Source organism: Veillonella sp., assembly GCF_018381775.1.
Lineage (GTDB): Bacteria > Bacillota > Negativicutes > Veillonellales > Veillonellaceae > Veillonella.
In genome coordinates, this window is sequence record NZ_JAGZRH010000021.1 from 1 (window position 1) to 11,669 (window position 11,669).

The window sequence follows — 11,669 nt, forward strand, 5'->3', positions numbered from 1 at the left end:
ACCATTATCTCCAATCATAAGAAAATTCGGCAAATATTCTTTTACTTCATAGTCAATATTCCTTTGTTGGATATCCTCGGCTTCCAAAAGGGTTATCTCATCTCCAAATAATCCATTACTTAGTTCTAAAAATTGAAGATATGAAGGATATAAAATATGCCACTCTGAAGGTAACATTTTTATAGCTTGGCTAGTAGCAGGATTATTTAAAGTATATAAGGCTTCTAATTCGTGTCTATTCATTTTAAAGTGCTCCTAGTTCTCTGAAATACTTGTAACTTTGACTTAGTTCTCGTTTAATTTGCTTGGCATTCTTTGGAAAGGCGCCGTCCGAACGGGTCGTAGGCGTAGTCGATGGTGCAACTATCAGATTGCCGTTAATCTAATTGTTTAAGGCCCTCTGCAAAACAACTTTCAGACGGTCGTTATCCTAACTAATGTTTCACTATCACTAGCGATATTTTTTTCTTGGGTCTTTAAAGGTTCCTATAAACTTCAGATCATTGTAAAGTTTACCTGGATTTTCCTCATAAAATGTTGCATTAGAATAGTAATATATAGAATTACCTTCATTTATTCCTTTCTCTTTTGCTACTTTCACAATATCCTTTATAACTTTATTGGAGTGTGCCCCAACTTCTTCTGCTAACACTTCAACTGGCACAATTTCTCCATTATCTGTCTGGAATGCCACAAAATAATCAGAATCAATAAATGAAACTCCAAAATCTGCAAAAGCTGGACAATGAGAATCTGAGTCCTCCATTCCATCTGTATATTCATTAAACTCATCAGGTGTTTTAAAAGATGTCCCCATCCACACTGAAATCATATCTTTAGTTGTTTCAATCATATAATACCTCATAATTCAAAATGTTATATATCTTATTAATCCCAATAAAAGTCTGAATTATTTAATTCCTTCCACTCTTCCAAAGAATAAAGAAAAGGCAAAGAAAAGTTTTCCAATATTTTTTCTTTTAAATTTTCTGACACCATAAATGCTCTTGAATAATTATAATTGGAAGACAATAAAATATCCTTATTTGAATTAGTATATGCCTCCAGTGAAAAATCATCTTCATCTAATGCTAAATCTGGGTAAACAATTTCATCCTCAATTTCCCAATCAACTATTCTTACTAAATAATAGACTTCGTTCGTCAATAACTCACCTTTTGTATTAACAATAATTGCTTTACTCATTCCAAAATCATGATCAAACCCGTATTTTTTAATAAACTCCAAAAAACGCGCTGACATGATAAAGAAATCGTTATATGTAAGAAAATCAAAAGTAACACCTCTTGCTTTCTTTAAGCAGATATAAACCTTTTCAGGCATTGGAGGAATTTCTTGACCCTTTACGAACCAACTCCATGGAAAGTCAAAATCAGGATGCGTTTTTTTAGGGTTGAATTCCTCTGATACACCTAGGACTCCACTACTTACACGTGGCAACCCCATTTTTTCTGCTTTATCCATGCTTTGCAGAGCATATCCCCACACTAATAACTTTTTCATAATATCCTCCTAATCTAATCGTTTTGGTGAGTTGGTAGATGAACATCCTCCAACAGATATGGACTTACTCAACCGTTAGTCCAACTATCTCTACCTAATCCTTTGCCTTTCATGCCGAAACTATTAAAAAATATTTTGTTTTCTTTCCAAACTGCCTGTGGAATTAAATGGTGTGTCTGCCAAGAAGAAGCTGGACGGAATATTCCCTGAGTATTATAAGTGTCGGTAACGACGGTATGGTCTTTGCGGTAGTCGAACGTCCATTACTACGATAATAAGCGTCATAGCTAATTGTTAAACACCATATTTCTCTTAGAAAATTTTTTACATTATCAGGTAACTCCTCTAAATGGTGGGATAGAGAATCTAAAATAATTTCTCTATTCTCATACCAGCCTGAAGCAATCATTTTCTTAAAAAAATCTGAGTGTATTTCGTATGGTTTTTTCATAAATACTTCTTATTATTTTACTGTAGTATTTTAGAATGAAATATTCAGCCTTATTGATGCCTGTTTGGAGTCATAGATGAACAAAAGGGAATTCCATGCCAATTCAGGGCCTTTAAATTCGAGTACTGGAGCACTTTTTAGTACACAATATGATTTTAAAGGAGGATATAAATTAAGAAAATTTTGAATAATTTTTGATTCTAAGATGTTTTTAGTTAAATAAAAATAGTCATTAAATAAGATATCAATTTCCTTTTTGTATATGTCGATAAATATTTTTCCTTCTTCTCCAAGGTAATAAATATTTTCTTGAAATAAATACCTTCTTGTATATTTTTAAAATTTATTAATTTAGTTTTTTCTTTAATATCTTTAATATCATTAAAGTTTAAGGAGAGATTATTGATGACAATGTTTTTTTGTTGTATAAATAATTTAATTTGATTCATATGTAATTTTACCTCCTGAAAGATCGAAGGTTGCCAGTACTTGTTAATTTCGGTTTATCCATATCTCGAATATAATATTGGGTTGCTCCCCCATCGCCATATTTTTTATTTACTTTTGCTTTTGATTTTCCTACGCAAATATCTTCTTCTACTACAAATATATGTAATTGTTTTCTCATGTCACGTGCGGCAGTAGCATTTCCACTATGTCTCACCTGTACAGAATCGTTAAATGCTCTGGCATTTCCTCTTGCAGAACGTACAGCCCAATAGAGGTTACTACCACCAGCCAATCCAATCGGATCTTGGTTGATAAATCTTCCACATTCCGGCTCATAATACCTGAAAAAGTTATAGTGCAGCCCCGTCTCACGGTCGGCGTACTGGTTTTGCAGGCGGAAAGGTTGGTATGCGCTATCCGTTACCTTGGTTTCCTCTTTCAGACGTCCCCAACCGGTGTAATTGCCGAACCACAAGAGGTTGCTGTCTTTATCGGTCATCTCACGCGGGATGCCGATTTGATCGCAGTGGAAGTAATGGGTTTGTTATCGGATTTCACTGTCTTCGCTGATGTGGTTTAGACAGGCGAAACCGCCTTTGTGCGTACCACAATGCTCTACGTCGGGATTGGAGGTTTCGTACGGGCTACAGCTTGCTATTTTGAATGAGTTATTTTTTCTACTCTCCCATCTTTTTTAGAAATAACTATATGGAAATTACCACCTAGTGCTTGTGGAGGGGCTCCATTAATGATCCAGACATCTTTCTCTTCAATAATACGGTATGGTTTTTGATTTATTGAAACGGTATTTCCATATACGTTTTTTATGTATATTTCAGCAAGCTCAAGCGCCATATTTTCTGAACTGACTAACATATTGCTCTCCTTTTTGTCTAAAAAATCTTTTGCAAAAGCTGAAGTAAAACAAAGAAATACTAATATAATAAAGAGACAGATTTTGTTCATCATTTTTTCCTTAATACCAAAATTTAAAAATCGATTGTGCTTGTGTAGGTAATGCATTATCTATATATTGATTAAATGAGAAATTTTTAAAGAACGAATATTTCAGACGGCCTTGATGCTGATCAATAATCGGATTATTAAAGAGCCAATATTTCAGACAGTCTCAAAGAACGGACTGAGACTGTCTGAAAAGCAAAAAACGCGTGCGTTCACACAGCACACAAGCTACTTCGAGACTGGAGGTTTTATACGAGCTACGGCTTGCTTTAATTATTAAACTGGAATCATTCTGCTAAAGCAATCATATAGATCTTTACCAATTAAATAGATATTTTGGAATTTTACTTCTTCAGGCATTTGTACACCAAATTCATCAAAATAATCTTCTTCATCCCATTCATTTTCGTGATCCCAATAGAAAATTTGCCCAATTCTTTCACCTTGAGTACATAGACAAATCAAATCACCAAATTCATTACTTGATATTGGTAGAAAATTATCTGGTATTCTATTTTTGTATTTTTCAAGCCTTTCACTAATTTGGGAGTTTTTTTGGTAGTTTATATTTTCACCATAAAAAAAACCTAAATCACCACCACTCCATTCGATATTACCACCTACAGGAATATCGTCATCAGGATAACAATATTCAGGTAAATTACTATATGGTGTTAACTTAAATTCTTTTATAAACCCCGTCTCTCCACCAAATAATTCAAGGTAATCCAAATAATCAACACTTCTTCTTAGGTCGTTTATTACGCATAGTACATGTATGTATTCCACACATATGTTACATTAAAACTAAAAATTTCATGTAGACTAAGAATTGCTTAAATCAGGGAGGATAATAGGTTTGTAACTAAGTACTTTATCAGCTATTTCCTCGGAGCTCATGTCTGTCCAATATATATAATCTGATATATTTGGATCTGTGACCAAATTTACTAATTTTTCAAGGAGTACCTCTTCATTCTCTTCTGATCCTTCAAAATTTCTTAACTGATCAATCAATTTGATTAAATATAATCTATCTAACATAATGCTATCCTCTTCCAAAATAGTATTTTGGTTCTAGTATCTCTTTATGAAAGCTACGCTTACTATATATACACTACGCTACGCCAGTTTATTAATCATCAGGATTTTCTTCCAAATAATTTAAAAACTCCTCAAATGATTTCGCAATAATAATTGAATTTTTTTTAAAATTAGCTTCCCTTGATATATTTTCACTCCATACGTCCCTTACATAATAAATAATTTGCCAACTATTTTTTTCTAAACAGAGGTAATTACCTCCCCAATCAAAAGCAAAAGGAATTAAACTCCTAGGTAACTCATTAAGTTCCCATTCATTTATTGCTCTTCCTTCTAATGTAAAATCTGGATCATCCTCAAACTGCTTAGAATATTTAATGGGAATGAAGTCGCGGATTTCAATATAATCATAATCAATATTATCATTGACAAAACAAGAAAGATTGGGAGTACCTCCATTCCATTTGAAGTAATGTGACTTGAATGAAGATGGAAAAGATACTTCTAGTTTTTTTTCAACTTCATTAAAATCGTTTTCAGATAAATTTTTATCACAATCATAAAAATTGAGCATGGCAAACTCCTTTAATAACTTAACAAGCACCAGTTTTTTCTTTTTCCTTCTTTTTTTGGGACGGTTTTCTTACCTAAGTGTTATTTTTATAAATTTTGATTAGATTTCCCCTCTCATCATATTCATAAGCAAAATCCATTACTTTATTATTATTAATATATTTCTCAAATTTAATTAATTTTCCATCTTTATAAAACCCAATATAATAAGATATAGTCTCTTTGCTTTTTCGGATATTGTTTACCTCATCTAAATTGATTTCATCATACAATTTTGCAGGATGGTTATACTTAGAGAAAGTCATTCCTAAATAGTATCTAACAGTCAAATCATTATATTGAGTATTTTTTTTAAATGGTTGTGACATTTTTAAAGCTCCTGTCAAAAGCAAAATAGTTCCAATCAGTAACTTTTTCATTTTACTTAATCCAATTTTAAACCTAATTTTTTTAAAAGCCCTCTTAGGATGTGCGTTCTGATAAAACCGCTCATCTATTTTAGATGACCCCAGCCGGTATAGTTGAAGAACCACAAGAGGTTGCCGTTTTTATCGGTCATCTCACGTGGGATGCCGATTTGATCGCAGTGGAAGTAGTGGGCTTGTTGGACGCCTTCTCCGTCTTCGGTTGTCCAATCGCGAACCTGTCCTAAAGGATCGTAGGAATCCAGATTGGTGTAAATATAGATATATCTGCCGTCCGGTTGGATTTCTTGCAGTAAATGGCTGCCGTCCCAAACGAATCTAGCTTCCTCTTCGAGGCGGTCTGAGAAGCAGAAGCCGCGTGCGTGCGTTCCATTCGCACTCTACATCGGAATTGTAGATTCCATTGGCTACAGCTTGCTCATTTATAGAGACTGTATTACTTCTATATATCTGTCTGTTTTTTTATCCCAAAAAATGTACAAATAAGTAGTATCATGCTTCAACTTAGATATATCTAACTGCCCTAGAAACATTGCGGGAATATTATCAACGATAGGCCAATCAGGCTCCTGTAACCATTTGGGATGTTTATCCATGCAAATGAAATGTTCCTTAATGATCTTTTTAAAAGTGGTCACTGGCTTAGGTTTGTGCTTATCATACAAGGAATTTAAATAACCCATATCAGCTGGTATCCAGTTAGGAATAGCCTCCAAAATCAAATCAAAATTTTTTTCTGTCGTTGAATTCGAAGAGTACGGGATATGCTTGTAATCTAAAATTTCCCTGAAAATATCCATCAAATTTAACTTTGCATCAAGAGATGTCAAATCCTGACTAATTAAATATTCATAAGTAGAATTACTATTCATATAAGGTTTAGCTTTAGTATTTTCCAACAGAGAAATTAATTCTTGATCGGAATACAACGCCATTTCCAATTCTTCAATTGATAATTTTTCTTCCACAAAATTCTTTAAAATTTCTATTGCTTTCATAGCTAATCTCCTAGATTCCTATAAGGGTCAAGCGCTGCATATTGTTCTCTAGTTACTTCTCTCAAATTAAAAGGACTATGCCTATTCTTCTGCCCAAGGCGTCGTAGCTGTCGTATTGTAAGTGTCGGTAACGGTTTTGGGCAGCCATTGGGCGTTGTAGCTGTATCTTGTGGTGTAACAAGTGGGGGCGATGATGCTGATGAGGTTGTTAAAGAATCAATATTTCACACGACCTCAAAGAAGGTATCAAGGTCGTCTGAAAAACAGAAACCGCGTGCGTACCGCACGCACTCCATGTCAGGACTGAAGATTTTCTCCGGGCTACGGCTTGCGCGTTCCCTATCTGTGAGTTTTGAGAACTATATAGGCTACGGCTTGTTGCTAATAAAAGAAGTATTATTGATGAATTAAGAATGTTGCCAAAATCCAGCTACTACATCAATATTATCTTTATTCTCTTTGTAATATATATACAATGCCCCATAATTAAAAGGGTAATTACCATTAAGAAGATTATCTGGGTAATAATCTTCATCTATACTCATCAAGTACAAATATCCGTCTTCTTCTAAATTTTTATAATAATATTCTTCCTCTTGAATCAGTTGCAATTCTCCTCCAACTGTTACTAAACCTGATAAATCATCACTATTTGCTTTCCTATACGGTTCAAAATAAATTCTATTTAAGTCCATATTTGTAAATGAAGTAATTTTACTTTCCTCAGATTTTGGATGAGTAAAAACTTTTATTGCACAATTAGGATAAATATTATTATCAAGCATAATATCATGATTTTTAGGCAAGAAAATAGATAAGACAAAATTAGTTTTTAATGGATGTTCAAAACATCCATAAAACATCATTTCTGAAATACAATCTTGTTTATCATCAAAATATTTAGGAATATTTCCTCCTATTCGATTAAGGCTAATTTCCTTAATCTCGTTCAAAATAACTTTTTCTTGAATAGCTTTAGTCATTTTTAATTCCTCATTTGTATTAAACTTATAAGTTTTTTTCTAGCAAAATTTATCGCTGAAACTCTTAAATTTGAAGCGAGTTTGGTTGCATAGGCACGAGCAAGATGATTTTTCCCATCCTCTTCTTAACAAGCCTATATAGATTCTATATCTAGTTAAATTTGTATTTAACTCAATGTTATCCATTGCCGATTGTGCTTTCAATTTTTTAGGATCAAATAAATTAGCATTTTTATCATTCTTATGTTGAGGATCTTTATAACCCGCAATATCGAACTCTGGCAACAACCCCAAACAATCTGTCCAACTAGTAACGTTGTTAGTAAACGAATAAAGATCTACCAACCCAATCGGGTCCTGATTCACAAACCGCCCGGCCTCTGGCTCGTAATAGCGCATTAGGTTGTAATGCAGCCCCGTCTCTTCATTGAAGTACCGGTTCTGCAATCTGAACGGCTGGTGCGCATTCTTGTAAACCCGTTCATCCTTTTTCAGACGGCCCCAGGCGGTGTATTCGCCGTACCACAACAGATTGCCATGGATGTCGGTCATCTCTCTTGAGCTGCCGAACGGGTCGTAGGCGTAGCGGCGGTTAAGTACGGTTCAAAAAAGGTCGTCTGAAAATATCAATTCTTACTTTTTGTTTTTTTTCTTAGGATTTAATTCTTCTTTACGTTGCTTATAAAATTGCCAATATTTCCTATCTCGATATGAAAATGGCTGATAACGAAGTTCATTATACGCAAGTTGAAAGTATTTATAGGCATTTTCCATATCACCAAGCTCAAAATATATTGCACCTGCATCACAAAATATACTTGCATCCGGCTCTATTTCTCTAGCTTTTAAGGCAAGTAGTACCCATTCTAATGCTACTTTGTAATCCCCTTTTTCCTCATAAACTCCAGAAATACCATTAGCGACTGAAGAAGTTGGTTCGACCCAATTTATCTTAGGTTCAGGAATTAAACTCCATGCTTTTAGTTTGACAGCTAATCTATCTTCGATACTTGTCAAATCATTTGATAAACAAATTAGATCATTAATCTCATCATTTAAATCTGAATTTTGCTCTTCTAAATACATAACTATTCCTTTTATTTCTTAAAATATTTAGCAATTAACAACCTTTAGGTAGCTTACCGTTTTTAGTTTTACGGGGTTTCTTATAGCGTTCTTTGCTCTTTGCCCCATGGGAACAGTTGCCTAGCCCATATTCCATTCGATAATTATTAGAATCAAGCATCCATTTCCGCACTGCCTGAGATTTAGCACCGTGATAACGTCCGTAACGGTTCCAATATAAAACAGCATCCTCAGGGTTATGTCCCATATGAGCATGCCTTAAAGAATAGTTGTTACCATCTACAACTTCGAAAACTGCAGCCTCAGGAATCTGTATGGTCATCTGAAAGTTGTATTTCAGACGACCTTATGAGTTTGTTAAACCTTGATACAACTACGTTTACTCATAATCTATAATTTCTCCATATTCAAGAATTTCATCAAAAGTATCTGCTACTTTTCCAATACTTCCATCATCTAGCCAATATTCCCATATTGATAGATTATCATTTAAATCGAAATATAAGCGTCCCCCATCTGAAGAAGAGCCAAACATAAAACCTTTCTTTACGCGTTCAGCGTCTACAAATTCTGTGGAGTCATGCCTTTGTACAATATTTTCTGCCTTTTGTTTTTTCTTGTTTATTTCAACTAAATATTCCATATAATTCCATCTTGGAAAAGAATTCAACTCGTCAAACAATAAATTATTATTAAATAAATCAATTTCATAATCTTTAAATTCTATTTCCATAAACGACTTGAATTTATCAAGGGTATTTTTATATGACTGAGGAAATAAGATGTTTAAATTTTTTTCTATGCTTGATAATTCTTTCATGATTAGTCCTTTCAATACGAGGGATTTTTACAACTTCCAATATGATCCTGTGCACGGTTTTGCCAATAGGCCTCACGAAATTTATCGTGCGCCTCAGCTTATGCTTTATCTCTATGAAATCTTTCTGTAATAAAGAGTTGTGTACCTGTGCCAAGGGTTCGTAGCTGTACGCTCAAGTTTCTTTCGTGCCGTCTTTTTAAAGATTTGGGCTTTAACCAAATTGTTGAGGCTTGTCTCAATCTACAGCTTGCTAATTATTGATAATAGATTTTTTAGCTATATGTATTAGATCTTTATAATTCTCCATAAAAGGTTCTTCTAATGTGGATTCTAATAAGCATTCTAAGTCATATAGTATTTTTTGCTCAGCTTCATCAATAATTTCATTATTTTCAACGAACTTAACAAGCCCTTCAAAAAAAACTAAGACTTCATGGTTGTTAAATTTAATAATATAGTCGTTAGACTCTTTTTTAATTTCCATAATGCTCCTCGAGAAACTACATTTTGTAATTGACTGGTAATGAGATTGTTAAAGAACCAATATTTCAGACGACTTCTAAAAAGGATTGAGATCGTCTGAAAAATAGAAACTGTGTGTGAACTACATACACTCTACATCAGGATTAAAGGCTTTGTGCGGGCTACGACTTGCTTAATAAATTTATTGAATATTCCAATTAAAAATACTTAAATGGATAAACATCAAACAAATTATTACTTATACTATTTACTGAATATATAAACTCAGTTTTTATATTATCCGTAAGTGTCTCTCCTTCATCTAATAGGTGCTCTAAATCTCTGTATAACAAAGCCAACTGGATAAATTGTGAGAAATCTATCCCTAAATTTGTAAATCCAGATCTGGTATACTCTCCAGCATCATGATTATAATGGAAAATGGTATTATCTATTTTATTTAAAAACCATCCATCTCCCTGTCCTGCTTGTCCAATACTCCAAAAACACCTTGATATTTCGGGATAATTACACTCTAGGTATCTATTTTCATTTAAAGCCTCTTCATAATTAAAAAGAGAAATATCAGGTATTATCTCTACCTCCTGATACTTAGTAATGAATAACAAATAGTTATTATCTAGCTTGGGAAGTTTATCTAACTTTTTAATCTCTACTTTACGCTTAATACATAGATTAAAAAAATCCTCAGGCAATAATTTTAATTTGAACATAAAAGTATCCTCCCTAAATTTTTTGCTTGATAGAAAGATATTGCCTTCAATACCATATCGTTAATATTTTTTCACTGCTTTTGTATTATATCTACTAATTTTTTCTTTCCTATCCAAAGCTCTCAGTCTTTTTTCTAAAAAACCTCTTAGTTTCAGTTTTTGATCAAATTGTCTTCAAAAAATTATAAAATTTTTCGCACAAGCCATCTTGAATATTAGATAGCAGGAAAAGAAAACTTCCTATATCTTGATTTTGTTCAACTCCATCAAGGAAATTAGTATTTAGAAATAATAAAGTTAACTCTTGTATATTTTTACCAAATTCGTCTAGCTTATCTAAGTTGTTTAATGCTGATCTTTCTCGCTGATGCAATTGTTTCAAGGAAATCTTTTTATTCAAGTACCCTTTTGAAAATTCGATATCTGATGAGAAGCTATAATTATTACTTAATGTTGCAACATATTTATCTGTGAATAATAGTAATATTTTAACTTCATCTTGAACGGAATAATCCGCTAATAATCTCTCTGATAATATTTTATCTAAAATAGCATTATTTTCTATTTCCAAATTATTTTGCTTTTTAATTTTCTTTTGACTTTTTTTCATTGGTTTAAAATCCTAAGGCTTGAACAACAGGAGCGCAATTTATGCATGGGGCTAAAAGTTTTTTATCTGCATTTCTTACTACCTGAGTAGCTGAACATTTGTGTTTAGTTAAAAATTTTTTCAAAGCCACCTCTGTTTTAAGATTAAATTCATTAGCTACTTGACTTAAAATATCAGCTTCCACACACTTTCCACTTCTAGGATCTTTCTTATGTTTTCGAAACATTCTTTTTGCCAAAGGATTACTTGCCCCCTTACCTCCGGCCTCAGAACTATGACCAGTAAATCGCCGTCGGCCAGTTCGCGGTGGATCAGGTTGCCGAAGTCGTCTGAAAAGCAGAAACCTCGTGCGTGCGTGCTTTCCTCTGCACGCTACGCCGAAATTGAAAGCGTTATACGGGCTACGGCTTGCTACACACGCCACCAAAATTGGAAGTTTCACGCAGTCTAAAACCTGTTAGTTGCGAGGACAGCACTATTCGAGATATCAACTTCCCAAGTATCTGAAATCAACCCTTTGTAATTGGACTCAACAATAAAATGTTC

At 33.5% G+C, this 11,669-nt stretch carries 19 protein-coding genes and 3 pseudogenes; all 22 read right to left on the minus strand.

The window, feature by feature from the left end; genetic code table 11:
• Positions 1–243: pseudogene (locus tag KH109_RS09430) on the minus strand (SMI1/KNR4 family protein); the annotation flags it as partial.
• Positions 244–451: 208 nt separating this feature from the next.
• Positions 452–853, minus strand: coding sequence for an immunity 22 family protein (locus tag KH109_RS09435; protein ID WP_295219060.1), 402 nt, complete (start codon positions 851–853; stop codon positions 452–454).
• A gap of 35 nt (positions 854–888) precedes the next feature.
• Complete coding sequence (locus KH109_RS09440) at positions 889–1,524, minus strand: Imm43 family immunity protein (RefSeq protein WP_295219063.1); 636 nt, start codon at positions 1,522–1,524, stop codon at positions 889–891.
• Between the two features lie 666 nt (positions 1,525–2,190).
• Positions 2,191–2,424, minus strand: a complete 234-nt coding sequence (locus KH109_RS09445) for a hypothetical protein (RefSeq protein ID WP_295219066.1) — start codon at positions 2,422–2,424, stop codon at positions 2,191–2,193.
• An 8-nt stretch (positions 2,425–2,432) separates the two neighbouring features.
• Positions 2,433–2,951 (minus strand): annotated as a pseudogene (locus KH109_RS09450) (RHS repeat-associated core domain-containing protein); the annotation flags it as partial.
• 128 nt (positions 2,952–3,079) lie between these two features.
• Entirely contained in the window at positions 3,080–3,301 is a 222-nt protein-coding gene (locus tag KH109_RS09455; protein ID WP_199179752.1) for an NTF2 fold immunity protein, read from the minus strand.
• 363 nt (positions 3,302–3,664) lie between these two features.
• Positions 3,665–4,120, minus strand: coding sequence for an SMI1/KNR4 family protein (locus KH109_RS09460; RefSeq protein WP_295219072.1), 456 nt, complete (start codon positions 4,118–4,120; stop codon positions 3,665–3,667).
• A 93-nt stretch (positions 4,121–4,213) separates the two neighbouring features.
• Positions 4,214–4,432 carry a hypothetical protein gene (locus KH109_RS09465; RefSeq protein ID WP_295219075.1) on the minus strand — a complete coding sequence of 73 codons (219 nt, stop codon included), beginning with the start codon at positions 4,430–4,432 and terminating at the stop codon, positions 4,214–4,216.
• Between the two features lie 91 nt (positions 4,433–4,523).
• The gene (locus tag KH109_RS09470) at positions 4,524–5,006 is read right to left on the minus strand and encodes an SMI1/KNR4 family protein (RefSeq protein ID WP_295219078.1); all 483 of its coding nucleotides are present in this window, start codon (positions 5,004–5,006) and stop codon (positions 4,524–4,526) included.
• Between the two features lie 73 nt (positions 5,007–5,079).
• Positions 5,080–5,424: a hypothetical protein gene (locus KH109_RS09475; RefSeq protein WP_295219081.1), complete on the minus strand. Its 345-nt coding sequence runs from the start codon at positions 5,422–5,424 to the stop codon at positions 5,080–5,082.
• A gap of 74 nt (positions 5,425–5,498) precedes the next feature.
• Positions 5,499–5,723, minus strand: coding sequence for an RHS domain-containing protein (locus KH109_RS09805; protein WP_363158913.1), 225 nt, complete (start codon positions 5,721–5,723; stop codon positions 5,499–5,501).
• Between the two features lie 129 nt (positions 5,724–5,852).
• Entirely contained in the window at positions 5,853–6,428 is a 576-nt protein-coding gene (locus KH109_RS09480; RefSeq protein ID WP_295219084.1) for a hypothetical protein, read from the minus strand.
• A gap of 407 nt (positions 6,429–6,835) precedes the next feature.
• The gene (locus KH109_RS09485; RefSeq protein ID WP_295219089.1) at positions 6,836–7,411 is read right to left on the minus strand and encodes a hypothetical protein; all 576 of its coding nucleotides are present in this window, start codon (positions 7,409–7,411) and stop codon (positions 6,836–6,838) included.
• A gap of 39 nt (positions 7,412–7,450) precedes the next feature.
• Entirely contained in the window at positions 7,451–7,939 is a 489-nt protein-coding gene (locus KH109_RS09490; protein WP_363158915.1) for an RHS repeat-associated core domain-containing protein, read from the minus strand.
• A pseudogene (locus KH109_RS09810) lies at positions 7,916–7,981 on the minus strand (hypothetical protein); the annotation flags it as partial. The pseudogene KH109_RS09810 and the gene KH109_RS09490, both read right to left, overlap by 24 nt.
• A gap of 63 nt (positions 7,982–8,044) precedes the next feature.
• Complete coding sequence (locus KH109_RS09495; RefSeq protein ID WP_295219097.1) at positions 8,045–8,497, minus strand: tetratricopeptide repeat protein; 453 nt, start codon at positions 8,495–8,497, stop codon at positions 8,045–8,047.
• Positions 8,498–8,531: 34 nt separating this feature from the next.
• Positions 8,532–8,819, minus strand: a complete 288-nt coding sequence (locus KH109_RS09500; RefSeq protein WP_295219102.1) for a GH-E family nuclease — start codon at positions 8,817–8,819, stop codon at positions 8,532–8,534.
• 57 nt (positions 8,820–8,876) lie between these two features.
• Positions 8,877–9,317, minus strand: a complete 441-nt coding sequence (locus KH109_RS09505; protein WP_295219117.1) for an SMI1/KNR4 family protein — start codon at positions 9,315–9,317, stop codon at positions 8,877–8,879.
• A 250-nt stretch (positions 9,318–9,567) separates the two neighbouring features.
• Positions 9,568–9,801 (minus strand): hypothetical protein, encoded by a 234-nt coding sequence (locus tag KH109_RS09510; protein WP_295219119.1) that lies wholly within the window; start codon positions 9,799–9,801, stop codon positions 9,568–9,570.
• Between the two features lie 196 nt (positions 9,802–9,997).
• Positions 9,998–10,513, minus strand: a complete 516-nt coding sequence (locus KH109_RS09515) for an SMI1/KNR4 family protein (RefSeq protein ID WP_295219122.1) — start codon at positions 10,511–10,513, stop codon at positions 9,998–10,000.
• A 163-nt stretch (positions 10,514–10,676) separates the two neighbouring features.
• Complete coding sequence (locus tag KH109_RS09520; protein WP_295219124.1) at positions 10,677–11,123, minus strand: hypothetical protein; 447 nt, start codon at positions 11,121–11,123, stop codon at positions 10,677–10,679.
• Between the two features lie 4 nt (positions 11,124–11,127).
• On the minus strand, positions 11,128–11,361 hold the full coding sequence (locus KH109_RS09525; protein WP_295219126.1) for a hypothetical protein: 234 nt from the start codon (positions 11,359–11,361) through the stop codon (positions 11,128–11,130).
• Positions 11,362–11,669 lie beyond the last annotated feature (308 nt).

Excerpts from the sequence above, each read along its gene's own strand:
- KH109_RS09470 (WP_295219078.1), bottom strand. The coding sequence starts at position 5,006 with ATGCTCAATTTTTATGATTGTGATAAAAATTTATCTGAAAACGATTTT.
- KH109_RS09455 (WP_199179752.1), bottom strand. The coding sequence starts at position 3,301 with ATGTTAGTCAGTTCAGAAAATATGGCGCTTGAGCTTGCTGAAATATAC.
- KH109_RS09465 (WP_295219075.1), bottom strand. The coding sequence starts at position 4,432 with ATGTTAGATAGATTATATTTAATCAAATTGATTGATCAGTTAAGAAAT.
- KH109_RS09445 (WP_295219066.1), bottom strand. The coding sequence starts at position 2,424 with ATGAATCAAATTAAATTATTTATACAACAAAAAAACATTGTCATCAAT.
- KH109_RS09435 (WP_295219060.1), bottom strand. The coding sequence starts at position 853 with ATGATTGAAACAACTAAAGATATGATTTCAGTGTGGATGGGGACATCT.
- KH109_RS09505 (WP_295219117.1), bottom strand. The coding sequence starts at position 9,317 with ATGAAAGAATTATCAAGCATAGAAAAAAATTTAAACATCTTATTTCCT.
- KH109_RS09510 (WP_295219119.1), bottom strand. The coding sequence starts at position 9,801 with ATGGAAATTAAAAAAGAGTCTAACGACTATATTATTAAATTTAACAAC.
- KH109_RS09500 (WP_295219102.1), bottom strand. The coding sequence starts at position 8,819 with ATGACCATACAGATTCCTGAGGCTGCAGTTTTCGAAGTTGTAGATGGT.
- KH109_RS09515 (WP_295219122.1), bottom strand. The coding sequence starts at position 10,513 with ATGTTCAAATTAAAATTATTGCCTGAGGATTTTTTTAATCTATGTATT.
- KH109_RS09495 (WP_295219097.1), bottom strand. The coding sequence starts at position 8,497 with ATGTATTTAGAAGAGCAAAATTCAGATTTAAATGATGAGATTAATGAT.
- KH109_RS09480 (WP_295219084.1), bottom strand. The coding sequence starts at position 6,428 with ATGAAAGCAATAGAAATTTTAAAGAATTTTGTGGAAGAAAAATTATCA.
- KH109_RS09520 (WP_295219124.1), bottom strand. The coding sequence starts at position 11,123 with ATGAAAAAAAGTCAAAAGAAAATTAAAAAGCAAAATAATTTGGAAATA.
- KH109_RS09440 (WP_295219063.1), bottom strand. The coding sequence starts at position 1,524 with ATGAAAAAGTTATTAGTGTGGGGATATGCTCTGCAAAGCATGGATAAA.
- KH109_RS09475 (WP_295219081.1), bottom strand. The coding sequence starts at position 5,424 with ATGAAAAAGTTACTGATTGGAACTATTTTGCTTTTGACAGGAGCTTTA.
- KH109_RS09485 (WP_295219089.1), bottom strand. The coding sequence starts at position 7,411 with ATGACTAAAGCTATTCAAGAAAAAGTTATTTTGAACGAGATTAAGGAA.